The sequence below is a fragment of the Chitinimonas naiadis genome, assembly GCF_054780835.1.
Genome location: NZ_BAAGVO010000005.1, coordinates 199,961 through 226,566 on the forward strand (window position 1 = coordinate 199,961; position 26,606 = coordinate 226,566).

Annotated in this window: 30 protein-coding genes; 19 read left to right on the forward strand and 11 right to left on the reverse strand. The window is 63.5% G+C overall.

Going from position 1 to position 26,606, the window contains the following annotated elements:
- The first annotated feature begins 44 nt into the window (after window positions 1–44).
- The 4 genes from ACYVHK_RS16840 to ACYVHK_RS16855 all read left to right on the forward strand — a co-directional run bounded on the left by ACYVHK_RS16840 (window position 45) and on the right by ACYVHK_RS16855 (window position 4,340).
- Window positions 45–2,078 (forward strand): S9 family peptidase, encoded by a 2,034-nt coding sequence (locus tag ACYVHK_RS16840; RefSeq protein ID WP_460534454.1) that lies wholly within the window; start codon window positions 45–47, stop codon window positions 2,076–2,078.
- A gap of 119 nt (window positions 2,079–2,197) precedes the next feature.
- Window positions 2,198–2,398 (forward strand): SlyX family protein, encoded by a 201-nt coding sequence (locus ACYVHK_RS16845; protein WP_460534456.1) that lies wholly within the window; start codon window positions 2,198–2,200, stop codon window positions 2,396–2,398.
- Window positions 2,399–2,783: 385 nt separating this feature from the next.
- A complete protein-coding gene (locus ACYVHK_RS16850; protein WP_460534458.1) occupies window positions 2,784–3,800 on the forward strand; it encodes a class I SAM-dependent rRNA methyltransferase in 1,017 nt (338 codons plus the stop codon).
- 63 nt (window positions 3,801–3,863) lie between these two features.
- The gene (locus tag ACYVHK_RS16855; protein ID WP_460534460.1) at window positions 3,864–4,340 is read left to right on the forward strand and encodes a nuclear transport factor 2 family protein; all 477 of its coding nucleotides are present in this window, start codon (window positions 3,864–3,866) and stop codon (window positions 4,338–4,340) included.
- A gap of 43 nt (window positions 4,341–4,383) precedes the next feature.
- On the opposite strand, the gene ACYVHK_RS16860 is transcribed toward ACYVHK_RS16855, so the two are convergent.
- The 3 genes from ACYVHK_RS16860 to ACYVHK_RS16870 all read right to left on the reverse strand — a co-directional run bounded on the left by ACYVHK_RS16860 (window position 4,384) and on the right by ACYVHK_RS16870 (window position 7,252).
- Complete coding sequence (locus ACYVHK_RS16860) at window positions 4,384–4,935, reverse strand: flavin reductase family protein (RefSeq protein ID WP_460534462.1); 552 nt, start codon at window positions 4,933–4,935, stop codon at window positions 4,384–4,386.
- 54 nt (window positions 4,936–4,989) lie between these two features.
- Window positions 4,990–6,249 (reverse strand): Rossmann-fold NAD(P)-binding domain-containing protein, encoded by a 1,260-nt coding sequence (locus ACYVHK_RS16865; RefSeq protein WP_460534464.1) that lies wholly within the window; start codon window positions 6,247–6,249, stop codon window positions 4,990–4,992.
- A gap of 103 nt (window positions 6,250–6,352) precedes the next feature.
- The gene (locus ACYVHK_RS16870; RefSeq protein WP_460534466.1) at window positions 6,353–7,252 is read right to left on the reverse strand and encodes a DUF1853 family protein; all 900 of its coding nucleotides are present in this window, start codon (window positions 7,250–7,252) and stop codon (window positions 6,353–6,355) included.
- 222 nt (window positions 7,253–7,474) lie between these two features.
- Here ACYVHK_RS16870 and ACYVHK_RS16875 point away from each other — a divergent pair, with 222 nt between their 5' ends.
- The 3 genes from ACYVHK_RS16875 (at window position 7,475) to ACYVHK_RS16885 (ending at window position 9,142) form a co-directional block, all read left to right on the forward strand.
- Window positions 7,475–8,050 (forward strand): nucleotidyltransferase family protein, encoded by a 576-nt coding sequence (locus tag ACYVHK_RS16875; protein WP_460534468.1) that lies wholly within the window; start codon window positions 7,475–7,477, stop codon window positions 8,048–8,050.
- 101 nt (window positions 8,051–8,151) lie between these two features.
- On the forward strand, window positions 8,152–8,346 hold the full coding sequence (locus ACYVHK_RS16880; protein ID WP_460534470.1) for a Lar family restriction alleviation protein: 195 nt from the start codon (window positions 8,152–8,154) through the stop codon (window positions 8,344–8,346).
- Window positions 8,347–8,551: 205 nt separating this feature from the next.
- Window positions 8,552–9,142 (forward strand): IMPACT family protein, encoded by a 591-nt coding sequence (locus ACYVHK_RS16885; protein WP_460534472.1) that lies wholly within the window; start codon window positions 8,552–8,554, stop codon window positions 9,140–9,142.
- Window position 9,143: 1 nt separating this feature from the next.
- On the opposite strand, the gene ACYVHK_RS16890 is transcribed toward ACYVHK_RS16885, so the two are convergent.
- Together ACYVHK_RS16890 and ACYVHK_RS16895 are read right to left on the reverse strand one after the other, a co-directional pair.
- Window positions 9,144–10,025 carry a FecR family protein gene (locus ACYVHK_RS16890; RefSeq protein ID WP_460534474.1) on the reverse strand — a complete coding sequence of 294 codons (882 nt, stop codon included), beginning with the start codon at window positions 10,023–10,025 and terminating at the stop codon, window positions 9,144–9,146.
- A 117-nt stretch (window positions 10,026–10,142) separates the two neighbouring features.
- The gene (locus ACYVHK_RS16895) at window positions 10,143–10,403 is read right to left on the reverse strand and encodes a hypothetical protein (protein WP_460534476.1); all 261 of its coding nucleotides are present in this window, start codon (window positions 10,401–10,403) and stop codon (window positions 10,143–10,145) included.
- A gap of 277 nt (window positions 10,404–10,680) precedes the next feature.
- On the opposite strand from ACYVHK_RS16895, the gene ACYVHK_RS16900 reads away from it, so the two are divergent.
- A complete protein-coding gene (locus tag ACYVHK_RS16900; RefSeq protein WP_460534478.1) occupies window positions 10,681–11,493 on the forward strand; it encodes a class I SAM-dependent methyltransferase in 813 nt (270 codons plus the stop codon).
- Between the two features lie 36 nt (window positions 11,494–11,529).
- On the opposite strand, the gene ACYVHK_RS16905 is transcribed toward ACYVHK_RS16900, so the two are convergent.
- From ACYVHK_RS16905 to ACYVHK_RS16920, 4 genes are all read right to left on the reverse strand, one after another.
- Window positions 11,530–12,516 (reverse strand): hypothetical protein, encoded by a 987-nt coding sequence (locus tag ACYVHK_RS16905; protein ID WP_460534480.1) that lies wholly within the window; start codon window positions 12,514–12,516, stop codon window positions 11,530–11,532.
- A 115-nt stretch (window positions 12,517–12,631) separates the two neighbouring features.
- Window positions 12,632–12,979, reverse strand: coding sequence for a RidA family protein (locus ACYVHK_RS16910; RefSeq protein ID WP_460534482.1), 348 nt, complete (start codon window positions 12,977–12,979; stop codon window positions 12,632–12,634).
- Window positions 12,980–13,045: 66 nt separating this feature from the next.
- Complete coding sequence (locus tag ACYVHK_RS16915) at window positions 13,046–14,068, reverse strand: transporter (protein WP_460534484.1); 1,023 nt, start codon at window positions 14,066–14,068, stop codon at window positions 13,046–13,048.
- A 50-nt stretch (window positions 14,069–14,118) separates the two neighbouring features.
- Window positions 14,119–15,252 carry a sterol desaturase family protein gene (locus ACYVHK_RS16920; RefSeq protein WP_460534486.1) on the reverse strand — a complete coding sequence of 378 codons (1,134 nt, stop codon included), beginning with the start codon at window positions 15,250–15,252 and terminating at the stop codon, window positions 14,119–14,121.
- Between the two features lie 163 nt (window positions 15,253–15,415).
- Here ACYVHK_RS16920 and ACYVHK_RS16925 point away from each other — a divergent pair, with 163 nt between their 5' ends.
- From ACYVHK_RS16925 to ACYVHK_RS16950, 6 genes are all read left to right on the forward strand, one after another.
- Entirely contained in the window at window positions 15,416–16,441 is a 1,026-nt protein-coding gene (locus ACYVHK_RS16925) for a M14 family metallopeptidase (RefSeq protein WP_460534488.1), read from the forward strand.
- The gene (locus tag ACYVHK_RS16930; protein ID WP_460534490.1) at window positions 16,434–17,219 is read left to right on the forward strand and encodes an alpha/beta fold hydrolase; all 786 of its coding nucleotides are present in this window, start codon (window positions 16,434–16,436) and stop codon (window positions 17,217–17,219) included. The genes ACYVHK_RS16925 and ACYVHK_RS16930 overlap by 8 nt, the downstream gene beginning before the upstream one ends.
- 549 nt (window positions 17,220–17,768) lie before the next feature.
- Window positions 17,769–18,065, forward strand: a complete 297-nt coding sequence (locus ACYVHK_RS16935; RefSeq protein WP_460534492.1) for a hypothetical protein — start codon at window positions 17,769–17,771, stop codon at window positions 18,063–18,065.
- A 56-nt stretch (window positions 18,066–18,121) separates the two neighbouring features.
- The gene (locus tag ACYVHK_RS16940) at window positions 18,122–18,412 is read left to right on the forward strand and encodes a hypothetical protein (RefSeq protein ID WP_460534494.1); all 291 of its coding nucleotides are present in this window, start codon (window positions 18,122–18,124) and stop codon (window positions 18,410–18,412) included.
- Between the two features lie 56 nt (window positions 18,413–18,468).
- Window positions 18,469–18,756, forward strand: a complete 288-nt coding sequence (locus ACYVHK_RS16945) for a hypothetical protein (protein WP_460534496.1) — start codon at window positions 18,469–18,471, stop codon at window positions 18,754–18,756.
- A gap of 210 nt (window positions 18,757–18,966) precedes the next feature.
- Window positions 18,967–20,814 carry an ABC transporter ATP-binding protein gene (locus ACYVHK_RS16950; protein ID WP_460534498.1) on the forward strand — a complete coding sequence of 616 codons (1,848 nt, stop codon included), beginning with the start codon at window positions 18,967–18,969 and terminating at the stop codon, window positions 20,812–20,814.
- A gap of 100 nt (window positions 20,815–20,914) precedes the next feature.
- Here the strand turns inward: ACYVHK_RS16950 and ACYVHK_RS16955 are convergent, their stop codons facing one another.
- A complete protein-coding gene (locus tag ACYVHK_RS16955) occupies window positions 20,915–21,505 on the reverse strand; it encodes a chalcone isomerase family protein (RefSeq protein ID WP_460534500.1) in 591 nt (196 codons plus the stop codon).
- A 355-nt stretch (window positions 21,506–21,860) separates the two neighbouring features.
- Here ACYVHK_RS16955 and ACYVHK_RS16960 point away from each other — a divergent pair, with 355 nt between their 5' ends.
- The gene (locus ACYVHK_RS16960; protein ID WP_460534503.1) at window positions 21,861–23,174 is read left to right on the forward strand and encodes a GGDEF domain-containing protein; all 1,314 of its coding nucleotides are present in this window, start codon (window positions 21,861–21,863) and stop codon (window positions 23,172–23,174) included.
- A gap of 104 nt (window positions 23,175–23,278) precedes the next feature.
- Window positions 23,279–23,551, forward strand: coding sequence for a hypothetical protein (locus tag ACYVHK_RS16965; RefSeq protein ID WP_460534505.1), 273 nt, complete (start codon window positions 23,279–23,281; stop codon window positions 23,549–23,551).
- 9 nt (window positions 23,552–23,560) lie between these two features.
- On the opposite strand, the gene ACYVHK_RS16970 is transcribed toward ACYVHK_RS16965, so the two are convergent.
- The gene (locus ACYVHK_RS16970) at window positions 23,561–24,064 is read right to left on the reverse strand and encodes a hypothetical protein (RefSeq protein ID WP_460534507.1); all 504 of its coding nucleotides are present in this window, start codon (window positions 24,062–24,064) and stop codon (window positions 23,561–23,563) included.
- 206 nt (window positions 24,065–24,270) lie between these two features.
- Between ACYVHK_RS16970 and ACYVHK_RS16975 the strand changes: the two genes are divergently transcribed.
- From ACYVHK_RS16975 to ACYVHK_RS16985, 3 genes are all read left to right on the forward strand, one after another.
- Window positions 24,271–24,873: a hypothetical protein gene (locus ACYVHK_RS16975; protein WP_460534509.1), complete on the forward strand. Its 603-nt coding sequence runs from the start codon at window positions 24,271–24,273 to the stop codon at window positions 24,871–24,873.
- Window positions 24,874–24,967: 94 nt separating this feature from the next.
- On the forward strand, window positions 24,968–25,585 hold the full coding sequence (locus tag ACYVHK_RS16980) for a CDP-alcohol phosphatidyltransferase family protein (RefSeq protein WP_460534511.1): 618 nt from the start codon (window positions 24,968–24,970) through the stop codon (window positions 25,583–25,585).
- 673 nt (window positions 25,586–26,258) lie between these two features.
- Window positions 26,259–26,594 carry a hypothetical protein gene (locus ACYVHK_RS16985; protein WP_460534513.1) on the forward strand — a complete coding sequence of 112 codons (336 nt, stop codon included), beginning with the start codon at window positions 26,259–26,261 and terminating at the stop codon, window positions 26,592–26,594.
- Window positions 26,595–26,606 lie beyond the last annotated feature (12 nt).

Genomic DNA, 26,606 nt, shown 5'->3' on the forward strand with positions numbered 1-26,606 from the left:
CCAGCAACGACTCAAATACAAAAGGTAATAGGGAGCACGTAAGCGTGAAACGCAATCTAGCCGTATCGTTACTGGCCGCATCCATGATGTGTGGCTTTGCACCTTTCAGCCTGGCGGCGGACAAGATCGAAGTGACCGGCAGCCTGCCGTCCTCCGTGACCGTCGAGCAGTTGTTCAGCAACGCCAAATATGGTCAACCCTTGCTCTCACCAGATGGAAAGCGCCTTGCCGTGGTTTCTCCGGTCAAGGGCCGCATGGCCCTAGTGGTGATTGATCTGGAAAGTCGGAAAGCCAGTCTGGCCGCCGCCGACCCGGAATGGGATGTGACCTCGCCAGTCTGGGTCAACAACTCGCGCCTGCTGTTTTCCATCAGCGACAACAAGGTCAGCATGGCCGACAACCGCGGAGGCGGACTGTTTGCGGTCAATATCGACAGTACGGGTTTCCGAATGTTGAGCAAGACAGTGAAGCAGGCGCAGGCAGACGGGGATATGCGCTTCAGCGGACGTAGGTATATCGGCCGTGTTGGTGATGATTCCAACGATATCTATGTTACGTACAACGAGCGGAATGGTGACGGCGGCGAAGATGACTTCGGTGGCGTAGATGTCTATCGCCTGGACACCAAGACCGGCAAATCGAAGCTGCAAACATTCAATTCACCGGGCAAGGTGGTGTCGTGGGTCATGGACAACGCCGGCCAGGTGCGGATTGCGATGTCGGTACGTAATGACAAGGCGAGCAAGCAGCTCATGGCCTATGTCTATCATCGCGAGAATAACGAGGCGCCGTGGGTGAAGATCGAAGAACACCGCTTCCTTGAGGATGGCTACACGCCAATCGGATTCGATGCGGACAACAAGACCATGTATGTCTCCGGCCGCGGCGATGCCGATACGGTGGGGCTCTATACCTGGGACTTTACGAAAAATGCGCCCAAGGAGCTGCTGTTCCGCCATCCGCGTGCCGACTATGAGGGGACACTGATCCGCGAAGCCAGTACCCAGAAGGTGATCGGCCTGGCGATCGATGCCATGAAGCCGGAGCAGTACTACTTCGATCAGGCCTATGCGGACCTGCAGGCGAGCATCGATGTCACCCTGCCCAAGGCATACAATTCGATGCAAAAGCGCGGTAGCCGGGTACTGATCCGGTCCACTTCGGATATCAACCCGGGTGAGGTGTTGTTGTATGACGAGCAGAAGAAGACGCTGGAATCAATACTGGCCTTCAAGGAAGATATCAAGCCGGAGTTGATGTCGCCCATGCAGGTGGTGGAATACCCGGCGCGGGATGGATTGGCGATTCCGGCTTATCTGACGCTCCCGAAGAGTAAGGCAGAAAGCCAGTTGCCCTTGGTGGTGTTCGTGCACGGCGGCCCGCACGCACGTGATGAATGGGGCTATAACCCCTATGTCCAGCATTTGGCATCGCGCGGCTATGCGGTGCTGCAGCCACAGTTCCGTATGTCGACGGGGCTGGGTTGGAAATTGCACCATGCGGGCTGGAAGCAATGGGGCCTCGCCATGCAGGACGACCTCACCGATGGCGTGGAATGGCTGGTCAAGCAAGGCAAGGTAGACCCCAAACGCGTCTGTATCATGGGTGCCAGCTACGGTGGTTATGCCACCATGTACGGCCTGGAAAAGGACCCTGACCTGTACAAATGCGGCGTGAATTTTGTCGGTGTGACCGATATCTCCCTGCTGTTCAGCGTCAGTTGGTCCGATACCTCCGGCAGCGCCTGGTCCAAATATAAGCAGCGTGATATGCATGGCGATCCGGACAAGGACATGGAGTACATGCGTAAGACCTCGGCGATTAGCGATGAGAATGTGGCCAAGCTCAAGGCACCGGTGCTGATGGCCTATGGCTCGGAAGACGTGCGCGTGCCACTGATTCACGGTGAAAAGATGCGCGACAAGCTGCTCAAGAAAGGTAATACGGTCGAGTGGATGGTCTTCAACGGCGAGGGGCACGGCTGGGCTAAACCCGAGAACAAATACCTCTGGGCAAACAGCTACGAGAACTTCCTTAATAAATATATTGGCGACAAGGCACAAGTCGCCGGCAAGTAAGCCTGTTCTCGCACTGAAATCAGCCCGTCGCCCTGCGACGGGCTTTTTCTTTGGCGACTGGGCTATCATCGGCGCATTGCGGCGTCCTTTGATGCTGCGCTCTGGTTGCAGGAAGCATCATGGAAGACCGTATTACCGAACTTGAGATCCGTATCGCCCTGCAGGACGACTTGCTGGATGAGTTGAACCGCGTGGTGGCACGGCAGCAGCAGCAACTGGAGTGGCTGGCGCGCGAGGTGCGGCAGGTGCAGGAGTTGCAGCGCAATCAGGATGGGGGCAAGCCGACTAGCTTGCTGGATGAAATCCCTCCGCACTATTGAGCACAGAACTTCAGTTAGTCATTCTGTGCGATCAGTCAGGCTCGGCAGCGCCGAGCGTTCATCAGCCATCGAGGCTTGAGCGCGCTTTGTTTTCATATCGTCCATCCCCCTGCCTCGCTGCTGCTCGTTAGTAGCCTCGATTCCTAGTCGTTAAGCTTTTCGGAGGGGGCGCAGGGCTCTCGACGGGGTTCACCTAACGAGGGAAAGTTGCTGCGTTTTTGCGCCGTCCACGACGTGGCGAGCTCGTCGCTTTGTAGCTGAATATCAAGGCAATCCGGCACTTAGCGCCGTTGCCAGCTAAAATGGCGGCAATTTACCGATCAACATTGTTGGCCGACGTACCCGTTTGGGCGTCGGCATTCATTATTTAGCCTCCGGAGTACCCATGCCCGCCAACCTTATCCCGTTGCTGCAAGCGGCCTACACCCAGCGTACCGAGCTGTTGACCCGCCTGCATGCCGAGCAGACCAATGCCTATCGTCTTTTACATGGCAGCGTGGAAGGCGAGGCGGGTCTGACGGTGGATCGTTATGGCGATTTGCTGCTGGTACAGACCTTTCACCAGCCTTTGGCCGAAGGCCAACTGGCGGCGATCAGCGACTTCTACGCCGGCGTGCTGCCGGGCCTGACCACGATCTACAACGATCGTAGCGATGCCAATTCGCGTATCCGCAATCCGTTGTCCGAAGACGAGCTGGATGCCGCCATGTTGCCGCGTGAGGCGCAGGAAATGGGGGTGAGCTACCGTATCCAGGCTCGTCATGCCGGGCAGGACCCGTGGCTGTTCCTGGACCTGCGGGCCGGGCGGCGTAAGGTGATGCAGGAGGCGGCCGGCAAGTCGGTGCTCAACCTGTTTGCCTATACCTGTGGCGTGGGCATTGCCGCTGCCAAGGCGGGGGCGGAGTATGTGGTGAACGTGGACTTTGCCGAATCGAGCATCATGGTGGGTAAGGACAATGCGCGCCTTAACCAGCTGCCGATCCGTCCACGTTTTGTGCAAAGCGATGTGTTCCCGGCCGTGCGGCAGTTGTCCGGCATTGGCCAGCCGACGATGGTGCGTGGCAAGCGCATGCCTCCGTTCACCAAGCTGGAAGCCCGGCAGTTCGACCTGGTGTTCCTGGACCCACCGCGTTACGCCAAGAGCCTGTTCGGCGTGGTGGACCTGGTGAATGATTATCCGTCGGTGTTCAAGCCGGCGCTACTGGCGACCGTGGAAGGCGGCACGATCATCTGCTGCAACAATGTGGCGCAAGTGGATGCCGATGCCTGGCTGGACCAGCTGCAGCGCAGCACGGTCAAGGCGGGGCGCGAGGTCAAAAGCTTTGAGTGGATCACGCCGGAAGAGGACTTCCCCAGCAGCGATGGCAAGCATCCGCTGAAAATGGTGCTGTTGCGCGTCTAAACTGCCAGAAGCCTCACTGTACGAATGAGGCGCCTGCGAACCCGTTTGAGTGAGGAATCCGACATGACCCTGCTGCGTGCCCAGGTTTTGGGCTTGGTGCTGTTGCTGACGCCCATGGCGCAGGGGGCGCCTGAGGCGGTGATTGATGGTGTGCTGGACCGTTTTCACCAGGCGGCCGCCGAGGCGCAGTTTGATCGCTACTTCGGGTTATTTGCGCCGGATGGGGTGTTTATCGGCACCGATGCGGGCGAACGCTGGACGGTGGCGCAGTTCAAGGCCTACGCCAAGCCGCATTTCGACAAGGGCCGTGGCTGGACTTACAAGATGGTTGAGCGGCATGTGGATGTGTCACCCGATGGCAGCCATGCCTGGTTCGACGAGTTGCTGGACAATACCAACCTGGGCCGTTGCCGGGGCAGCGGGGTGCTGCGCAAGATCGAGGGGCAATGGAAGATCGAGCAGTACCATTTGACCATACCCGTGCCCAATGAGCTGGCGGAGCCGGTGGTCAAGCTGATACAGGCGGGCAAGGCATCCTGAACGAAGCGAGGGCGGTTTTTACCGCCCTTGTGCTTTTGGGGTGCTAGACCTTGAATTCGTCGCCGGTCTCGAAGAAGGTGCCACCGGCCACGTAGTGGATGGAGCGCTCGCGATCGGCGCTGAAGTGCCAGTGGCCGTCGCTGAAATCGGCCGGATCGGCCCAGGCGGCGACGACTTCGGCGATGTAGAGGTCGTAGGTCTGCTGGTTGTGTGGCTCGGGAATCACGCGGCATTCAAGCCAGCCGACGCAGCCTTCCAGCAGTGGGGCGGCGATCTTCTCGGCCGCGAAAGTCTTGAGGCCGAACTCGGCGAACTTGTCGCCTTCTCGTCCACTTTGGGAGCCAACCGCCACGGTAGCGGCGGCGAGGCCACGGGCGGGGATGTTCAGGGCGAATTCGCCCGAGGCATCGACCAGCTCGCGGGTCAGGGTGTTCTTGTCGATGACGACCGTGACCTTGGGCGGGTCGAAATCAAGTGGCATGCTCCAGGCGGCGGCCATGACATTCTGTTGCCCGCCGTGGGCGCTGGAGACCAGGACGGTGGGGCCGTGGTTGAGCAGGCGGTAGGCTTTTTTCAGGTCGACGGGCTGGCGCATGGGGGCTTTCGGGGTGTTTTCTTGCCATCTCAGATGGCGTCGAACCGGCTGAACTCAAGACTGGGTAGTCAACCAGTCGAGGACGCCGCGACCTGCGCGACGGCCGCTGGCGAAGCAGGCGGTCAGCAAATAGCCGCCAGTTGGGGCTTCCCAGTCCAGCATCTCGCCGGCGCAGAACACCCCGGGTAGCCCGCGCAACATCAGGCCTTCATCCAGCCCTTCGAATCGTACCCCGCCGGCGCTGCTGATGGCTTCGGCGATCGGGCTCGGTGCGTAGAGGGTCAGCGGCAGGGCCTTGATGCCGGCGGCGAGTTGGATGGGATCGTTGAAAGCTTCCTTGCTCAGGCATTCCCGCAGCAGGCCGGCCTTGACGCCGGTGATGCCGAGCCGGCTCTGCAAGTGGCTGGAGAGTGAGCGCGAGCCGCGGGGGTGGGCGACTTCTTCGGTCACGCGGGCGAGATCCCGACCGGGGGCGATATCGAGGAAGACGGTGGCCTGGCCCTGCCGGGCGACCATTTCCCGCAGACGGGCGGCGTGGGCGTAGATCAGGCTGCCTTCCACGCCGGCTTCGCTGACGACAAATTCGCCCTGGCGCCGCTGTTCAACACCATCGAGATCGGTATACGACAGTACGACCGACTTGAGCGGAGCACCGGCAAACTTGCTGCGGAAATGCTCGCTCCAGGGGACTTCGAAGCCGCAATTGGCGGGCTTGAGGGGAGCGACGTCGGTACCGCGTGCCTGCAATAGTGGTAGCCAGCTGCCATCCGAGCCGAGCCGAGGCCAGCTCGCGCCGCCCAGGGCGAGTACGGTGGCAGACGGCTGGGCCATTATTTCACCATCAGACGTCGTGAAGCGCAGCGCGCCGTTTGCGGTCCAGCCTGTCCAGCGATGCCTGACGTGGAAGGTGACGCCCGCGGCCTTGAGCCGGTGCAGCCAGGCGCGCAGCAGGGGTGCGGCCTTCATGTCGGTCGGGAAAACCCGGCCGGAGCTACCGACGAAGGTGTCGATGCCGAGGCTGTGTATCCAGGCGCGCAGGGTATCGGGGCTGAAGTCGGCCAGTAGTGCGGTGATCTCCGCCTCGCGCTCGGCGTAGCGTGCCAGGAAGGGAGCGAGGGATTCGGAGTGGGTGATGTTCATGCCGCCGACCCCGGCCAGCAGGAATTTGCGGCCTACCGAGGGCATCGCGTCGTAGACCGCGACCCGATGACCTGCCTCGCTCAGGACTTCGGCCGCCATGAGGCCCGCCGGGCCGCCGCCGATGATGGCGATCTGCGGGGCATGTGCGGAAGGGAGGGCGGCGTCGTGGGTCATGGCTGGCAGGCGGGTTCGGTTTGATGCTGGCGTGCGGGGTGAGACCGCCAGGGCGGTATTGTCCCTGATCGCTCACGGTGCAGCGAGTGTTTTGCTGCGCCGCTCAGGCGAGGGCGGCCAGCCGGCCGCAGAGTCGTTGCAGCATGGCCGGGTCCGGCCAGTCCGGCGCCAGCACCATGCCGCGTGCCAGTTCCTGGCCGCCGGCTTCCGGCGCGGCGTATTCGGCCACCATCAGCGGCCATTTGCTGTGCAGGAAATGGTTGGCGGCCTGGTGCTGCCAGTCCTTGAAGCCCAGCGCTTCACTCGCGGCCAGGTCCGGCGCCAGCCAATGGGCCTTGTGCAGGCTGCGCCAGCGGCTGTCGGCCTGGCTGCGCGGCAGCTCCTCGCCCCAGCAGCGCCACCAGCCGCGCTGATGGTCGTTGGCCAGGGCGGCCCAGGCCTGTTCCTGCTCGTTGCGGTAGAACATGCGGCCGCGCAGCCAGGCCATGGGGCTGATCGCCAGGGGCTCCGGCAGGGCGGCCTGGCCGGCCGGGGTGTGGGAGAGCCGCAGCTGGTGCTCGTACAGGCGGGCCAGCTTGAGCTCAAGGGCGTCTCGCAGGCCGGGGCCGACGTAGTACAGGCCTTGTTCGGTGGGGAGGGCGATGTAGAACTTGACCGCCAGTTCGATGTGCAGGGCAGGCAGACCATCCGGCTGGGCCAGCAGGAAGTCGTACTCGCCCAGGCTGGTGCCCTGTTCGCGCACCGCGAGCTGGTTGGCCAGCAGGCGATGGCCGGGTAGCTGCGCAAAGGCAGCCTGCATCAGGCCTTCGGCATAGCGACCGAGCCGGAATGCTGGACTGGCGTCCGGCTCAGGCAAGGTCAGCGCGGCGGGATCGAGCAGCTGCCACCAGGCGGCGCCCTGGGCGGCATCGCCATGCAGGACGCCCGATGGCAGCGCGCTTGCCTCAAGCAGGGAGGGGGCGGTGAGCAGCCAGTGCAGATCGGCGAGGGATGAGGCGGACATGGGACGGCGGAGCGGGCGGCGGTGAACTCTCAGTGTAGCGGCATCGGCCCGGACTGGCCGCGTTTCTGCTGCATTGCACAGGAGAGGTTGGGGGTTGCGGGCAACACCCGTGACAGGTTCACGCAGTAGTCATGAAAACATCGGCGCAATGCGATACGCTAGGTACAGGTAAACGGGCCATCTTTCAATCAGGTCACCCTTCTTTACTCAGCCGAGGTCAGCATGCACAACCGGGACCGATCTCCACGCGGCGTTCGAGAGCAGATTGTCCATCTCGCCGCCCGCCTTATGGCCGAAGAACATATCGATGATTTTGGCGCTGCCAAGCGCAAGGCCGCCAAGCGGCTGGGCATGCCGGAAGGCAAGAACCTGCCCAGCAATGAAGAGATAGAGGTGGCGTTGCGGGACTACCGCAGCCTCTACCAGCCGGGCCACAGCCAGATCGTGGACGAACTGCGGCAGAAGGCGCTGGAAGCGATGCGGCAGTTCAGCGAGTTCAAGCCTTATCTGGTCGGCTCGGTGCTCAGCGGCACCGCCGGCGCGCATTCCGACATCAACCTGGTGGTCTACACCGACAATGACAAGGCCGTGGAGATACGCTGCCTGAACCTGGGGATCGACTATCGCACCGAGGCGTCGTCTTCCACCTATCCGACACTCGCCTTCTTTGTCGACGGCAGCATGGTGCGGGTCAGCGTGCGGCCGGAGCATATGGAGCGGCTGGGGGCGCGCAGTGGGTCCGAACCGCTGGAACGGGCGCGGCTGGGGCAGGTCGAGGAGCTGCTTGAGCACGTCTAGGCCCGGGCGAGCGGTCGAATCAATTGGCGTTCTGCGTTAAGCTTGGTGGCCTTGCTGCAGCACTTGCAGCGAGGTGACCGATGCAAACCAGGAACCCGTAGATGAGTGACGCCCCTCCCCTCACCCCCAAGCCTTGCAAGAAATGCGGTTCACCCGGCGAAGTGATGAAGGCCGGCTCGAACCGTTTCTGGGTGGAGTGCGCCAAGTTTGGCCGCAACGGTAATTGCAATGTGATCAGCGCCCAGGCACCCAATCGCAAGGCGGCGATACAGAACTGGAATGCGAACTGCGCGTAGGGCCTGACGGATCAGCATGGGCTGGTATCAGCCATTTGCGGTGGCACCCGGCGTAGCCGGGCGCTAAACATGGCATCACGCTCAGACGTGTGGCCCTCTCTTGATCGACCCCATCCCCCCCGCCCCTGCCTACGCAGGGGGGCCTCGCTACGCTCGTAAGCTCACGCATTGAGCTAGCTTTATCCGGAGAGGTACAGCGCAACTCATGTCTTTTTCCCTCTCTGGTCCCGGTCATAGCGAGCTGGATATCAAGAAGTCCCGCTTTCTGGGGTGTGTCGAGCCGATGGTCGACCGGGCTGCTGCGCAGCAACGTGTGGCGGCGCTTCGGGCTGAGCATCCGGCGGCGGCGCATGTGTGCTGGGCCTTGCTGGCGGGAGGGCAATCGGCGGCGGTCGATGATGGTGAGCCGTCCGGTACCGCCGGCCGGCCCATGCTGGATGTGCTGCGGCACCAGGACCTGGAGGGGGTGCTAGCGACCGTGGTGCGGTACTACGGTGGGGTGAAGCTGGGTGCGGGTGGTCTGGTGCGGGCCTATACCGATGCGGTTGCCCAAGCCCTGCTCACTACGCAGAAGATAGAACGGCAGAAGCTGCAAACCCTGCGCTGCGGTGTGCCCTATGCGCTCGAAGGTGCCGTGCGCCGCCAGCTCACTGCGGCGGGCGCGAGCTTGCTGCAGGTGGATCACGCGAGCCAGGTCAGCCTGCAGTTCAGTGTGGTCGAAGCACAGGCTGCGGCCCTGCAGGCCTTGCTCAACGAGAGTTGTCACGGCCAGTTGGCCTGGCTGCGACCGGACTAGTTTATTCCTTACGGTGTGGGTGCTGAGCCCTGCGTTCCTGTCGCGCTTCGCGCCGGGCTTGCCGCTCGGCCTTGCGTTCGGCGTTTGCGCCGGCGCCCTCCGGTCGGCCACCTTCACCGTCCTGCCGCCGCTGCCATTCCCGCTTCAAACGTTCGCGCAGGTCAGGGTGGGCGGTAAAGCCGCCGCCGGCTACCGACTGGTGCAGGCGCCCCAGCACCTTCAATACCCCGCGCCGCTGCTCAAACTGCCGCCAGCGTAGGAACAGGCCGGGTCGCTTGGCCAGCAGCCGTGGTGCAAAGCCGCCCTCGCGTTGCAGATAGCCCGTCTTGCCCACGCCGATCACCTGTTCGTCCTTGTCGCTACGCAGCACGGTCTCGCCGGCGTTCACCGTATCGTAGGTACCGGCGGGCATGTCGCGGGTTGCGTCGGCTTCTTCGATCACGGCCGTTTCATGGTCGGTGCCGCGTATGCCGATGGTGGCGGTCGGGGTATTGAGCCGATAGCTGTCCGGGCTCTGCCGACCGATCAAGCCGGTCACTGCGCGCAAGGAACCCTTGACCAGGCTCAGCCAGCTGCCGTTTTCATCGGGGTGGTCCTCGCTGTAGCGATAGCGGTCTATGCGCATGCGGGTATTGGGCCGCAGCGTGAAGCTGGCGCCGTCTTCCATGCGCAGTACGGCCCAGGATTGTGCCCCGGCCGTGCTCACGGCGTCGCCCGGTTCCAGCCAGCTACCGACCGTACTGGGGCGTATCTCGCCGCTGCGGGCGATCACGCTGACATCGCCACCAGCTGCTTCTATCCGCCCCACCGAGGCAAGACTGTATACCCCCACCAGCAGCAAGCCGGCGTAGCGGAGCAGGCGGAGAGCACGACTTTTCAGCATGATGATGGGCACGTTGAGGACGATGCGCCACTATAGCCCGCACCGCGCCGGCCAAAAGCAAACGGGAGCATGTCTGCTCCCGTTGTGTCTGTTTTATCCTGCAAGTCTATCGTCCAGCTATCCGCTTTCGGTGCGTATTCGCCATCGGCCAAGCCGGCGTCCGATCTGTTGCAGTGCTCCGACCAGCCAGCCGGCCTGTGCCACATCTCGCGTTCCGTGCGCGGCATGGCTCGCCTGTCTGGCTGCCTGCCGTCGGGCGATACGCCCGGCCCGGTACGCTTCTTCTTCCTGCCCGTAGTAGCTGCCGCCTTCTTCACCCATCGCATAAGCACGCCATTGCTCCTCGGCCGCAAAGCGGCCTTGTTCCAGTTGGTCCATGATTTCCCCACTCCGTATCGTTGTATGTACAAGTGGGAGGCTCTCATGCCGTGCGTTGCAATCACAGGGCGGCCGAACTGGCTGTTTTGCAAGGGTTTGTGTGCTGCGTTGCAATCGCTGCAATTTCGCGGCGGATAAATTGCAGAGCGGTTGCTTGCTCGCCGGAGCCGTCTGCGGGACGGCGTTGACGAGGCGGGCGGGCGCGACCACGATGGTGTGTCAGCCTGCACTGGCGCAGGTGGCCGAGGATGCCGTTCGGTACTTCCAAGGAGGTCTCATGGCAGAGAGCGACAAGCTGTTCGCGGGCTCGATCCCGGAGCGCTACGACACGCTGATGGTGCCGCTGATCTTCGAGGTCTATGCGGCCGACCTGGCGGCGCGGGTCGCGGCCTTGGCTCCGGGCTCGGTACTGGAAACCGCGGCCGGGAGCGGCGTGGTCACTCGGGCGCTGGCGCCCAGGCTCGGCCCCGACACACGCTATGTGGTGACCGACCTCAACCAGCCCATGCTCGACCATGCCGCGAGCAGGCAGGCTGCGGACAGCCGTATCGAATGGCGGCAGGCGGATGCGCTGCATCTGCCGTTCGAGGCCGCCGTGTTCGACATCGTCTGCTGCCAGTTCGGCGCGATGTTCTTTCCCGACCGGGTCGCCGGTTACGCCGAGGCGCGTCGCGTGCTGCGACCCGGTGGGCGCTTTGTGTTCAGTGTCTGGGACCGTATCGAAGAGAACGCCTTTGCGGAGGCGGTCACGCAGGCCGTCGCCGAGGTGTTTCCAGACGATCCACCGCAATTTCTCGCCCGTACGCCGCACGGTTATCATGATATCGCGCTGATCCGCGAGGATCTGGAGCGTGCCGGGTTTGCCGATATCGTGATCGAGACACGCGAGGCTGTAAGTCGTGCGCCCTCGGCTCGCGATGTCGCCACCGCCTATTGCCAGGGAACGCCGCTGCGCAGTGAGATCGAGGCACGTGATGCCAGGCTGCTTGCGCTCGCGACAGACCGTGCAACCGCGATGATCGCCCGTCGCCAGGGCGCAGGCCCGGTGGCTGGCAAAATTTCGGCGCATGTGATCGTGGCGACGCGATAGCGGGCGCCGATCCGCCCCCTTAGCAGCAGCGCCCGTTCAGAAGGTCGGCGGCTGGAACGCCGTCAACCCGGCGCTCTCGGCCAGTTGCTGGCGGACGAAGTCCGGTACTTCGCTCCCCTCCACCACGTTCAGCGACTGATAGAGCGGGTCATCGGCCAGGGCGGCGAGGAAGGCGTCGGTCGGCCAGCCGTCTTCGTCCAGTTGGCTGTCGAGCAAGACCTGCAGCATCTCGCTGATACCAGCCTGGCGGACCAGGGCCACCGGCCGGCAAAAGAGGCCGCGCTGGCCGATCAGGCCCAGGCAGAGGCCGCTCATGACACGGATCTGTCTGTCCTGCTGCAGCAGGTTGGCCAGCACAGTGATCTGGAAGTTGTGGGTTTCCTGCTGGAAGCTGTGGATGATCAACTGGCTGGACTTCTTGACCAGGTAGCCGCGCAGGCATTCGGTGATCTGCGGTGTGCGGACCAGGCCGCGCGCGTCATCCTGCTCGCCATTGATGCGGTGGATCTCCAGCGTGCGCATAGCGCCGGTGCGGCTGTTGAAGTAGATCAGCAACATGCCGAGCACGTAGCGGCCGGGCCAGACCACGGCCGGACGCCAGAGCTGGTAGACACCGGGTGCGGCGTCCTTGAGTTTCTGACGGGTGGTGCGGACCGACTCCAGCTCGTGCACCAGGCTCCAGAAGTACTGGTCGGGGGCGCGGGCGATGGCCAGTTGCTCGCGGACTTCGTCCCACAGGCCCTGCTCCACCAGGTATTCGAGCAGGCGGCGGGCATCGTCGAGTTCAAGCTCGGCCTTGCTGCTGCACCAGCGACTGAAGGTGTACTGCGAAGCCTGCTGGATTACCTCGGCGCGCGACAGCACCTTGAAGTGCAGCATCTCGCGCTCGTCCGGCCGGGCGCCCTTGCGGATCTGCCGGAAGCGCTCCCGCAGGAACTCCTGGCCCTCCTTGTGCAGGCGGCCCAGCAGTCGTTCGATTTCGCTGTCGGAAAAAACGCTGGTGGCGGGCGTGGAGCGGTCCATGGCGGATCAGGGGTGAGGAAGCGGAGACGCATTCTCGCCAAGGCGACCGCCGCCTCGCAAGCCGCGCCGCTCGCCAAGAGGGCAAGCGTGGCGCTTTAGCCAGCGATGGAGATGATCAGGGGCGGGCGGCGACGAAGGCGATCTCGACCAGCATGCCGGGGCTGACCAGCTCGACCTTCACGCAGGCACGGCAGGGTGCGCAGCCCTTGGGCAGCCAGGCGTCCCAGACTTCGTTCAGTGCCGGGACGTTGCGCAAGTCGGTGACGTAGACGGTGGCCATCAGGAGGCGCGACTTGTCGCTACCGGCCAGCGCCAGCGTGGCCTCGGCCTGGGCCAGAATCTGGCGAGTCTGGTCGGCGGCGTCGGTGCCAAGGTCAGCCGGGACTTCGACGAAGTGGATCAGGCCGGCGTAGATAGTGGCGTCCGAATAGCGGGCGACGGGGTTGATGCGTTCGATGTCCATGGTAGTGACCGTTGGGGTTCTGGATGGCGGCAGCCTAGCGCAAAGCCCGGCCTGCGCAAACCGGGCTCAGTCGCCGCGCTTGCGGAAGGCCCAGATGGCGGCGATGGCGGTGAAGCTGATGACGATGGCGACGACGACCCAGAAGCCGTGCGGATGATCGGCCAGCGGCACGCCGCCGACGTTCATGCCCAGAAGACCGGCGATGATGTTGATGGGCAGGGCCAGCACGGTGACCACGGTCAGGACGAACAGGCTGCGGTTGGTCTGCTCGTTGAGCTTGGCGGCGATTTCTTCCTGCAGCAGCTTGATGCGCTCCAGCAGACCGGTGAGGTCGCTCAGCACCACCGAGAATTCCTCGGTCGACTGGCGCAAGGCCTGCAGGTCCCGTTCGGCCATCCAGGCCGGTGGGCGGTTGAGCAGGCGGAACAGGGCGGCGGGTTCGGGTGCCAGCAGCCGTTGCAGGCGAACCAGCACGCGCCGCAACGCGCCGAGATCCGCGCGCTGGGTATTGAGCCGGTCGGACAGGAGCTTGTCTTCGATGCCGTCGACGCGCTGGGTGGTGGCGCGGACGATGTCGACCAGTACGTCGGCCTGGTCGGACAGCAGATGGACCAGCAGGGCGAAGGGGGAACCGAAGTGCTCGCCCTGCTTGACCGCGGCGCGCAGCTTGTCGGCCGAGCGCAGTGGCTTGATGCGGGAGCTGACCAGCAAGCGCTGGTCGGCGTGCAGCCAGAGCGTGGAGATATCGGAAGCGGCGAAGTCGAAGTCGTAGACCACATCGTTGACCACGGCGACCAGGGCGCCGTCGGCGTATTCGATGCGGGTGGAACGGGAGCCTTCGCGCAGGGCCTCGTAGTAGACCTCGGACAGCGGCAGCTGGCGGTGCATCCATTTCTCGCACATGGCGTTGGAGAGATTGAAATGTAGCCACAGAAAGGCGGTGCCGGTCTGTTCCGCCGGCAGCGCCAGCCAGGCCTCGATGGCGGCGGAGTCGATCTCCTGGCCGACCTGGCCGGGCTCGAACAGGTAGCCGCAGACCAGGCCGGTATGGTCCGAACCGTAGTTGGCGGGGGTGAAGCTGGGGTTCATGGGCGGGGCTCCGCGATGCCCTCCGGGCGTATGGCCCGAGTCTAGCGGGGCTATGTGACCATCAGATGTAAGCTCAGCATCGCCACCAGTGCGGCGAGGGCATGGACCAGCACCACGGTCCTTGTCCGCCAGCCTTGCAGCGTGCCGCCGAGTGCCCATAGCCCGGCGGAGATGCAGGCGGCCAGTAGCGCGTTGAGGCCCAGCGATTGCTCGTCGGCCTGCCACAGCAGCGCCGCGCTGGCGGCGAGCAGGAGCAGGAACTGCAGGCCGGCAAACCCGCGCCGCCAGCTTGCCAGCGGCGGATCGTAGCGTTCGACCGCGTCCAGCCGGAAGGTGGGGTGGGGATGGCTGGCGGCGAGATCGGCCGGCTGCCAGCCAGGCGGCTTGAAGCAGAGCCGCAACTTGTCGGCCCAGCGGCGGGTACGGCCGATGTCGCGGGCGATGCCCCAGTAGGTGTGGGCGACGGCCCACAAGGGATTCCAACTCCGTAGCGGGGCGCGGGTACCGTAGACGCAGGGCTCGGCCTCCTCGGCAAAGGTGCCGAACAGGCGGTCCCAGATTATGAGCATGGCGCCGTAGTTCTTGTCGATGTACGGGTCGTTCACCGCATGGTGGACACGATGGTTGGACGGGGAGGAGAACACGCGGTCAAACCAGCCGAGCTTGCCGATGTGTTCGGTATGGATCCAGAACTGATAGAGCAGCACGGCGAGGCCGGCCAGCGCGAATTGCTCGGGCGGTACGCCCATCAGGGCCATGGGCAGGTAGAAGGGCCAGCCGAGGAAAGCGACCGTGCTCTCCTGCCGCAGCGCGGTGGAGAAGTTGAAGTCCTCGCTCTGGTGGTGGACGACATGCGCCGCCCAGAACAGCGCCGACTCATGGCCGGCCCGATGCAGCCAGTAGTCGCAGAAGTCGAACAGCACGATGGCCAGCAACCAGCCGTACCAGGCATCCCAGAACGAGACGTCGGGGTACAGCGCCAGATGCGGATAGAGCCAGGCGTAGAGGCCAATCTGGAACAGCTCGCTGCAGAGGGCGACCAACTGGCTCAGCAGGCCCTGGCTCAGGCTGCCGAGGGCATCGTTCAAGCGGTAGGTATTGCGGCCACGCCACCAACCGTAGGCGAATTCCGCCCCCATCAGCAGGGCGAAGACGGGGAAGGCGTAGACGATGAGGCGGTGCATGGGCGAAGGCGGTCTGGGACAGCAGGGGCGCCAGTGTGCGCAAAAGCGCTTAAACGGTGCTTAATGCCGCCCCTGCCTGGCGCCCAGGACGGCATGTCACAAAACCGTCACCCGCGCGGGCCGTGCGGCTCTCTATGCTGGAGGGATTTCCTTCATCCCTACCATGCGCACGGCCTATCCCCATCTGCCTGAACTTGCCGAACTGGAACGCCTGATCAAGCACGGTGAGGGCCGCTTGCGGGCGCGTACCGTCACCAGCGTGCAGGCCGGCCGGCATGAGCTGCCGGTGCGCGTACTGAGCCTGGGCAGCGAGGACCCGCAGGCACCCATCGTCGGTTTCTTCGGCGGGGTGCATGGGCTGGAGCGTATCGGTACCCAGGTGATCCTGGCATTCATCCATAACCTGTTGATGCGGCTACGTTGGGACAGCCTGCTGGAGCACCAGCTCAGGGGCGTGCGCCTGCTGTTCATGCCGCTGGTGAACCCGGGCGGGATGCTGCAGCACCGGCGCGCCAATCCGGGTGGCATCGACCTGATGCGCAACGCGCCGATCGAGGCGAACGAGCCGGTGGCCTGGCTGCTTGGCGGGCACAGGTTCGGACGCTGGCTGCCGTGGTATCGCGGCGCGCAGGACGAGGGCATGGCAGTGGAGAGCCTGGCGCTGTGCCAGGTGGTGGAAGAGGAAATGCTCGGTCGCCCGCTCGCGCTGGCGCTCGATTGTCATTCCGGCTTCGGGCTGCGGGATCGCATCTGGTTTCCGCTCGCCAGCAGCCGGCGGCCGATCGAGGTGCTGGGCGAGATCTACACGCTCAAGACCCTGTTCGACCAGGCTTATCCGCACCACCGCTATGTGTTCGAGCCACAGAGCCACCAGTACCTGACCCACGGCGACCTGTGGGACCACCTCTACCTGCAGTCACGTCTCAAGCCCGAGGGCCTGTTCCTGCCGTTGACGCTGGAGATGGGGTCCTGGACCTGGGTACGCAAGAATCCACGCCAGTTGCTGTCGCGGCTCGGCGCGTTCAACCCGATTGCGCCACACCGCCAGCAGCGGGTGATGCGCACCCACCTGGCCTTCATGGAGTTCCTGACCCGCGTGGCCAGCAGCGAAGAGCGCTGGCTGGCAGGGCGGCAGCGCAGTGCCCGGCACCGGATGGATGCCATGCACCTCTGGTATCGCGATGCCTAATCCGACCCATCGACCCTGGGTACTGCTGCGCGGTCTGGGGCGTGAGGCACGCCACTGGGGGGCGTTTCCAGCCCTGCTCGCGCAGGCGCTGGATGGCGGGACGGTGCTGGCGCCAGACCTGGACGGCAATGGCCAGCGCTGGCAACAACCGAGCGCGACCACGATCGCGGGCCAGCGCGAGGGATTGCGACGGCAACTGGCGACGACGCTCGCCGAGGGGCCGGTCAATGTCCTGGCCTTGTCGCTCGGCGGCATGGTGGCACTGGACTGGGCGCAGCAGCAGCCGAAGGAGGTGGCGCGCCTGGTGCTGGTCAATACCAGCCTGGCCAGCCTCAGCCCGTTCTGGCAGCGGTTACGCTGGCGCAATTATCCGCGCCTGCTGCGCTTGCCGGTGTGCAGCCTGGCGGCGCGGGAGCAAGCGATATTGGCGATCTGCAGCAATGCGCCGGAACGCGCGGCGGCGGTGCTGGCGGACTGGCAGGCGTGGCAGGCCGAGTGTCCGGTCAGTGCCGCCAACCTGTTGCGACAGCTGGCGGCGGCGGCGCGTTTTCGGCCGGGTGCAGCGTGGCCGGCTTGTCCGGCCCTGCTGATCCATAGCCAACGGGACCGGTTGGTAGACCCAGCCTGCAGTGCAGCGATGGCCCGGGCCAGCCTGTGGCCGCTGTACAGCCACCCGACGGCGGGGCATGACCTGCCGCTGGACGATCCGGCTTGGTTGGCGGAACGGGTGGCGGCTTGGGCGGGCTTGTCGGTCGGATTGAACGAGGCTTCGGTTTAGGCCCTTTGGGCCGGATTGGTGGGTTGTAAACCCACCCTACATGGGGTGCCGCTTTGCGGCGCTATTTCATCGCACGTCGTTCTGCCTTGCTCCGTTAGCTGCAGCGGTTGGGCTGGTGGCGTAGACGGCAATTGGGGTGGGTGTGCGCGCCGGAGGCGAGGTCGGGCCTGCGGGTCGTATGCGCAGTTTTCGGTTTAGGCCCTTTGGGCAGGACTGGTGGGTTGTAAACCCACCCTACCTTGGGTGCCGCCTTGCCGCGCAATTTCATTGCACGTCTTCTGTCCTGCTCGTTATCACCCTCTCCGTGTGGCGTGATTGCGCTGCCGCTTCTCCCCTTCCGATGCCTTGGCTTGCCTGTCGTCCCGGGCGTGAATCTCGCGCGATAACGCGCCGGCTGCCCGGCTGGAATACGCGCCTGGCTTGGTAAAACTGCACATTCCGGCCGTCAGGATCCGTTCAGCTAGCGGCGCTTAATGTGCGTTCCAAGGACGGCCGCTGCAGGGTGCAACGGTCGGGCCGGGAAAGAAACCTTCGCTAAGGATGAACACCATGAACAAGCTGTTTGCTGCCCTGATTGCCACCTCCTTCGCTGCTGCGTCGTTCGGCGCCCTGGCAGCTGACACCGCCGCACCGGCCGCAGCGCCAGCCGCCAAGCCTGTCGCCGCTGCGACGGAAGCCAAGCCTGCCGATGCGGCCAAGCCGGCCACCGCCGAGAAGGCCACCACCAAGCAGCACAAGAAAGCACACAAGGCCGAGGCCAAAACCGAAACCAAGGCCGAAGTAAAGGCAGAGACCAAGACCGAGGCCAAGCCGGCTGAAGCCGCCAAGGTCGAGAAGAAGTCCTGAGCCTGAACGACTACGTCACCCCTCCAGATACTGATCGAACTCAAGGAAAACTGACCATGAACAAGCTGATTGCCACCCTGATTGCCTCTTCCTTCGCCGCCGCTTCGTTCGGCGCCCTGGCTGCCGATGCACCTGCCGCCGCCCCGGCCACCAAACCTGTCGCGACCGCGACGGAAGCCAAGCCTGCCGATGCGGCCAAGCCGGCCACTGCCGAAAAGGCCACTACCAAGCAGCACAAGAAAGCACACAAGACCGAGGTCAAAACCGAAATCAAGGCGGAAGTGAAAGCCGAGACCAAGACCGAAGCCAAGCCGGCTGAAGCCGCCAAGGCCGAGAAGAAGTCCTGAGTCTGAACGACTACGTCGCCTCCCCAGATACTGATCGAACTCAAGGAAAACTGACCATGAACAAGCTGATTGCCACCCTGATTGCCTCTTCCTTCGCCGCCGCTTCGTTCGGCGCCCTGGCTGCCGATGCACCTGCCGCCGCCCCTGCTGCCAAGCCGGTCGCGACAACGGAAGCCAAGCCGGCGGAAGCCGCTGCCAAACCAGCAGCAGAGAAGGCCACCACCAAGCAGCACAAGAAGGTGGCGCACAAGGTCAAGGCTGAAGCCAAGACGGAAGGCAAGACCGAGGCCAAGCCGGCGGATGCGAAGCCGACCGAGCCTGCCAAGGTGGAAAAGAAGTCCTGATCGCGCGTCGCCAGCCCTCGCTGGCGTAGCAAACAACGAGCACCGGCCCTGGGCCGGTGCTTTGCTTTATATTGCGCCCGGCCGGCCCTGCGCAGAAACGGGGTGGTGCTACACTGCCGACTCCCCAAAACCTGATAAGCCGCGCCCGCGATGGCCCGCTCTCCGCCCGTACGGAGATCGTCCATGACGGCTGCTGCATGAGGAAGCTTCGTGTATAGCTGGTTCGAGCGTCGCGTCAACGTCTACCCCGATAGTCCACCGCAGCAGCCGCCCAAGGGTTTCTTTCCCTTCCTGTGGGCGGGCACCCAAGGCATGCGTGGCCTGATCGGTTCCGTCATTCTGCTTACGGCCGCCATCGGCGCCTTCGAGGCCTTGCTGTTCAGCATGCTCGGTTCGGTCGTCGACTGGTTGAGCCGGGTTGCGCCGGGCCAGTTGTGGGCGCAGGAGAAGGGCAACCTGTTGTTGCTGGCCGGGATCCTGATTGCAAGCCCCTTGCTGATCGCCTTGCAGGCCATGTGCAAGTACCAGGGGCTGTCGGGCAATTTCCCGATGCGGCTGCGTTGGAACTTCCATCGCCACATGCTGGGCCAGAGCATGAGCTTCTATGGCGACGAGTTCGCCGGCCGGGTGGCGACCAAGGTCATGCAGACCGCGCTGGCGGTGCGTGACACGGTGATGATCGTCGCCGACATCATGGTGTTCATCGTCATCTATTTCATCACCATGGTGGCCGTGGTCGGGACCTTCGACCCGCTGTTGCTGCTGCCTTTCCTGGGTTGGCTGGCGCTGTATATCCTGACCCTGCGCTTCTTTGTGCCGCGCCTGGGCAAGGTAGCCAAGGAGCAGGCCGACGCACGCAGCCTGATGACGGGGCGGATTACCGACGCCTATACCAATATCGCGACGGTGAAGCTGTTCAGCCATGCCCAGCGCGAGGCAAGTTTTGCCAAGAGCGCGATGCAGGACTTCATCCAGACCGTGTACCAGCAGATGCGGCTGGTCAGCGGCTTCGAGGTGGTCAACCATCTTTTGAGCATGCTGCTGATCGCCAGCACGGCCGGGGCCACGTTGTGGCTGTGGAGCCATGGCGAGGTCGGCATCGGCGCGGTGGCGGCGGCGACCGCCATGGCCCTGCGGCTCAATGGCATCTCGCACTGGATCATGTGGGAGATGGCCAGCCTTTTCGAGCAGATCGGTACCGTGCAGGACGGCATCAATACGTTGTCCCGCCTGATCGCGGTGGTCGACAAGGCCGATGCGCAGCCACTGACGGTGAGCCGTGGCGAGGTGAAGTTCGAGGACGTGATGTTCGGCTACGGCGCGGACAAGCCGGTGGTGCAACACTTGAACCTGACCATCAAGCCGGGTGAGAAGATCGGCCTGATCGGCCGCTCCGGTGCGGGCAAGAGCACACTGGTCAACCTGCTGCTGCGCTTCTATGACGTGGAGCGCGGTCGTATCCTGGTCGATGGGCAGGATATTGCCCACGTCACCCAGGACAGCTTGCGCCGGCAGATCGGCATGGTGACGCAGGATACGTCGCTGCTGCATCGCTCGGTCCGCGACAACCTGCTGTACGGCCGGCCCGATGCGGACGACGAGGCCATGGTGGCCGCCGCGCGCCGGGCGGAGGCGCATGAGTTCATCCAGTCCCTGAGCGACCCCAAGGGGCGCACGGCGTACGAGGCCCATGTGGGCGAACGTGGCGTGAAGCTCAGCGGTGGGCAGCGGCAACGGGTGGCGATTGCCCGGGTCATGCTCAAGGACGCGCCTATCCTACTGCTGGACGAAGCGACCAGCGCGCTGGACTCCGAAGTGGAGGCCGCGATCCAGAGCAGCCTTTACCGCCTGATGGAAGGCAAGACCGTGGTCGCGATCGCCCATAGGCTGTCGACCATCGCGGCCATGGACCGGCTGATCGTGATGGACCAGGGGCATATCGTGGAGGAAGGCGATCATGCCAGCCTGCTCGCCAAGGGTGGCCTGTATGCACGGCTGTGGGCACACCAGAGCGGTGGCTTCCTCGGTGAGGAAGCGGATGAAGCCGAGCTGGTCTAGGGTGCACTGACGATAAAAAGGGCGGGCCGCCTTACGGGAGTCCGCCCTGTCAGCGATGGGCCATGGGCCCATCCCCTTCGTTTTTCCTTGCTTGTTTAAATCAAGGCGCGCCCAGCAGCTGACGCTTGAGCGAGTTCTCTGCCGGGCGATCGCCCAGCCAGATTTTCAGGATGGCGTTGTAGAAGGCCTGGTCGGGCAGCGGCTCGCCGAGCTTCTTGCCGTTCATGTGCACCACGGTACCGACGTTGGGCACCCAGTCCACGGTGATCATGTCCTTGGGCTTGATCGAACGATAGGCGCCGAAGATCTGGCCGATGGCGAGCATCTGGTTGAAGAAACGGGACTTCTCTTCGTCGCTGCAGTTGTGGTTGAGACCGTCGAGCAGTGCCTGGCTCAGCGTGTCGGAGCTGACTTCGCGCATCATGGTGAGCGAAACGCGCTTCGGACCAGCAACGGCCAGGGCATCCGCCGGAGTGGTTTTCTTGTCGGCCAGGTAGAGGCCGGCGACGTAGATCTTGAAGAAAGCCTTGGTGCGCAGGCCGGCACCGTTGAGCTTGAGGTCGACGTTGGCGACCTTGGCCGTGTCGTCGACCGAGACACCTGCGACTTCCACAGCCTGCACCGTACCATTGAGCACCAACAGGCATGCTGCAGCCAGCAGGCCCTGCTTGAACGTATTACCGATTTTCATCTTGTCTCCCAGCGTTTGTAACGTCGCACCCTCGCTTAGCGGGCGGGGCACGTTCCTCTACTTCGATCTCTGTCTTCTTTGAAAATCCGGGCCCTGGGCCCGATGGCGATCAGGTCGCCTTGGAATATTTGCTCTAGGCTACCTGAGCCGAGGGGCTCTGCACAAGCAAGCGCTTGGGTGTGCGGCTTAGTCAACACGGCGCCGAGTCATGACATAAGAATATGCAAATGTAATCAATGGCTTGTACATGCAGGCTGGCGGCCGTACAGGACCTGTGGACGAGTGTCGGGATCGCTGTATCGCAATGACAACCACGCCCGTTAAAATTGCTGCCTATTTCCCACAGGTCACCTCCATGTCCCTGCGATTGAAGCTGATCCTTGCCCTGCTGTTTACCAGCCTGATGGCCGTCGCCCTGGTCGGCGGGGTGGCCTATCTGCGGGTGAACGGGAAGTTCGACGACCTGCGCCGACACCAGGCCGAGGATCACTTCCGCGGCATGGTCACCGCCTATCTGCAGCGCTATGGCTCCTGGCAGGCAGGGGAACAGCAAGAGGGTTTTCATGCCTTCGTGGCGCGCCAACCCCGGCCCGAAGGCCCGCCCGGCAGGCCGGATGATGAATCCGGCACACCGGGCCCGCGCAGGCCGCCCCCGCCGGAGGGCAGGGGCCAAGATCCCCGTGCGCCACGTGGCGAGCCGCCGTTTCATTTCATTCTGGCAGACGCCGGGTTTCGGGTACTGCTCGGTGCCGGCAGCTACCATCCGGACGAGTTGCTGCCGGAGCATGCCCGCCGCGATGCACAGGCGGTGGTGATCAATGGCAAGGTGCTCGCGTATATCTCGCCGGAAGGCGTGCTGGGACCCAGCAAGCAGGAACAGGAATACCTCGGCGCGATGCGAGAGGGCTTGCTGTACGGTGCCGGGATCGCGGCAGCGCTGGCGATCTTGCTGGGGCTGTTGCTGGCAGGACGGTTGAGTGGCGCGCTGCATCGCCTGACCCTGGCGGTCGAGGCCATGGCTGGCGGCAAATTGCTGCAACGGGTACCGGTACAGGGTCGGGACGAGGTCGCCAAGCTGGGACAGGCATTCAATACCATGAGCGAGGAGCTGGCGCAGAGCCATGCGTCCTTGCAGGCATCCCACCAGACCATTCTTGCGCAGGCGGCACAGCTCAAGGAGATGAGCATACGGGATGCGCTGACCGAGCTCTACAACCGCCGGCACTTCGACGAGCAAGCGCGGCAAATGTATGAGCAGGCCCGTCGCTACGGGCACCCCTTGACGGTGGTGATCGCCGATATCGACTTTTTCAAGCGCATCAATGACCAGTTCTCTCACGCGACGGGGGACACGGTACTCAGGCAGGTGGCGGCCATCCTGCAGAGCCATGTGCGGCAATCCGACCTGGTCGCCCGCTACGGTGGTGAGGAATTCGTCATCGCCCTGCCGGAGACCGCACTGCCGCAAGCAGCTGCGCTGTGTGAGAAATTGCGCGATATGCTGGAACGCTTTCCCTGGCAGCAGCTTCACCCGGACTTGCGCGTCACCATGAGCATGGGGCTCTGTGCCGACCTCGAAGCCAACGGCCTGGAAGCCATGTTGCAGCAGGCTGATGAGCGACTCTACCGGGCCAAGGCCGAGGGGCGAAACCGGATCCGCTTTGGCTGAGCACCCCACGCAAAGGGTTGCGGTCGACGCGGCCTGACAGACGTGTGTGGAAAAAAGGCGCAGACCAGACTAGAAAACAAGTTACCCAGTCTGGAGCCATCATCATGCAATTTGATGAAGTACAAGCCGAGCATTTCAGCACCTTGTCCCGCAACCCGTTTCCGCACGTGCTGATCGACCGGGCACTGATGCAGCTGGGTGGGGAAAACAGCGGTCCTTATCGCAACAGCGTGATGGCCGCTGCGGGCTGGGGGCATAGCAATCTGATTCCGTTCAGCAAATACCCGGCTGAAGCCTGCGCCGCCTTCAACCGCATCCGGGCTGTGCTGGCCGAGACGGAAGACCCGCAGGCGGTGTTGGCCGCACTGAAGCGCTGATAACAGGCATCAATGGTCCGGGGCCGTGAAAGTGAGCGGTGCGGCACCCGCCTGCCAGTGTTCCATCAGCCACTGACCATTGCGTTTGATCAGGACGAAATGATCGGTAAAGCGACGTAGTTCGCCGACCTTCATGCCGGCGGTGCGTCTTGCCAGCCATGCCTCGTAGTCCGCCTGTGCCTGCAAGCCCTGCTCCAGCATGGCCGCCTTGCCCTGACTGTCGACCATCTGGCGGATCTGCGCCATCATGGCGGGGTCAAGGTCTTGCCGTGGCGCAAGCAGGCGTACATCGTAGCTTGCATCGAACTCATATCGCACTGGCGTCACCAGCTTGCCGGGCAACAGCTCCGCCCATACCGTCTGAAAGCGGGACGGATTCCACATGGGGTTCATCTCCATCACCTTGCCCTGCAACGCCGCCTTGTCGAGGCCAGGCGGGGCAAGCTGCGTCCTCGGCCCGCAGGCGGACAGCCAGAATATGAGCATCGTGATGGAACTGATGGTTCGCCACATGGACGACTCCTGACGCGGGATGAGAAACAGGCCCGGTACGCAGACCCTGCCATTGCCATCCCAGATTAGGGGCAATTACGGTACGCTGCCATCCTTGGCGCGCAGGTGCGTGCCGGTCAGGCCACGGAAGATGGCCCGGCCGAGTTGATCTGGATGAGGAACGCAGGATGCGATGGTATGGGGGCCTACTGCTGGCAGGCGCAATAATGGCCTCGGCCAGAGCAGACGATATTCTGGGGCCGGTGGTGGTGAAATCCGACGCAGTCCTGAATGCCGCGTACGACACCTTGTTCGGCCCGCAGCGTGATTGCGTGGTGCCGGTGTACAACTTCCTGATCGGGAAGGACGGCGATGTTGCAGACTTCGGCCCGAGGGATACCCCGAACGCCTGTACCGGCCCACTGGAAGACGCCATCAACGAAGAGCTGGCCGGCCTGTTTGCCAATATGCGGTTTGCCAAGCAACGCAACCAGCAACTGAGCTATGCGGTGGTGGTCGGCCATGTTTTTTCCAAGCATCGCGATGGCTGGGGGGCCTACTTCCGGCAAAAACGCGAGAACGGCGAGTTCCAGTCCAGCGATACCTTCAGCTGCGATATCCAGGGCGTGGATTTCCAGGTTCGTCCCAATGGCAGCATCGCCAATGCCAACCTGATGGGTGGCAAGGGATCCCGCTGCATGTACCGGACACTCGATGCTTTCGAGGCCGGGCTGATGGCCGGTGGCCAGGCGATCCGCAGCGCGGTACCCGCCAGCTATACGGTACGCCTGAACCACAAGGTACTATGGCGCGTAAAGGTCGACCCATGAATGCCGCCTGCTACCCCAAGGCAGGGGATAGCCTATCTGCCCAGCACTCGCCGTTTGCTTTACCATCCGCTGCAACCCGTTTCCGGACGATGCCATGACCAAACCCAAGCCTTTCGCGATGATCCGCGAGTTCCACCTTGCCGACTGGTTCACCCTGGGCAATGCCTTCTGCGGCGTGGGTGCCCTGTTTGCGGTGATGACCTATCTGCAGACCACCGAGGTGCTGCATCTCTATTTCGCCTGTGCGCTGATCCCGGTTGCACTGGCTTTCGACGTGCTGGATGGGCGGATAGCGCGCTGGCGGCAGAAGAGTTCGGCCATGGGGCGTGAACTCGACTCGCTGGCGGACGTGATCTCCTTCGGCGTCGCGCCGGCGGTCATCGCCTACGGCTGCGGCATGCAGGGCCTGTTCGACCGCATCGTGCTGCTTTTCTTCGTCGCCTCGGGCGTATCAAGGCTGGCGCGCTACAACGTCACCGCCGAGAAGCTGTCGGAAGGTGGCGACAAGGTGAAGTACTTCGAGGGCACGCCGATCCCCACATCCCTGCTGCTGGTCATCGTACTGGCCGTGGCGGTGAGCGAAGGGGCGATCGGCTCGCAGATGTGGTTTGGCACCTATGTGATCGGTGGCTTCAAATTCCATCCGCTGGTGTTGATGTTTGCGATTTCGGGGTCGTTGATGATCAGTCGGATTCGTATCCCGAAGCTGTGATCACAGAAGATGTGCTGCTAGAGCGTGAACATTCGATCAGCGCCCGGCCAAGCCGGGCGTTTTGCTGCATAGGGTGCGGATACGCGCTTCGCTCTATTGAATCCATCCCCTCCGCCCAGCGCTGCACGCACAGGTTCTAGGTTCGTGTGCTCGCCAAGAACTCTGGCAGTGCCGCCGCAGGGGAAGCTCGCTGTCGCTCGTCGGGGCACAGATTGGCAACAGTGAAGGCCCGGAGCAATGATAAGACCCGGCATTCGCCGCAAGGGCGAGGCCGAAGTAGTCAGCCACAAGAAGGTGGCAACGACTTCACTCAGCCTGTTGTTTGACTGTGGCGTGGGCTCAAGCGGCCTTCGCTCTATCCAATCCTTTCAACCGCTCAACGGTGGGCACACAGGCTCTCGGCGTATACGGGCCAAGCACTCTAAGCACTCTGAGCATTGCCGCCGCGAGGGAAGCTCGCGGTGCTCGTCGAGGTACGGATTGACCTTGGCGATGACCGGAATCGGTGACCCCTGCTTTCACGAAATCCGCGTCTCCATCCCTGGTGTGCCTGATGCCGCCAGTTCACATAACTTCACGCTTACCGCATCAGCGCTACCGGCCGGGCTTGCACACTGACCGCTCATTTTGACGAAGGGAGATGGGTATGGGGCGGTGGGTCAGGCGTTTGGCAGTGTTGCTGGTGGCCGGCATGTCGTCGGGCGCGCACGCCAGTGGCGGGCCAGCCATGATGGGTCTGGTGTTGCTGATCGCAGCGGTCTGGATTCTGCTGGTCTTGCCGTTTTCCATCGGGCTGATCGCCCTCCAGTTCATTGCGCCAGTGCGATGGCGGTGGATTTTCCGGCTTTCCGTCCCGGCTTGGTTCGTGGCGTGCACGCCGGTCTTCTGGCTGGGGCCGTTCCTGCTGCCCATCCCGCTGTTGTTCGGTATCTATGCGCTGGCAGTCTGGCAAGGCGTGGCATGGACCAGGCGACATCGGCAGGCCCGGTTGACGGCTCAGCCGGCGTAACGGTCGGTTTTG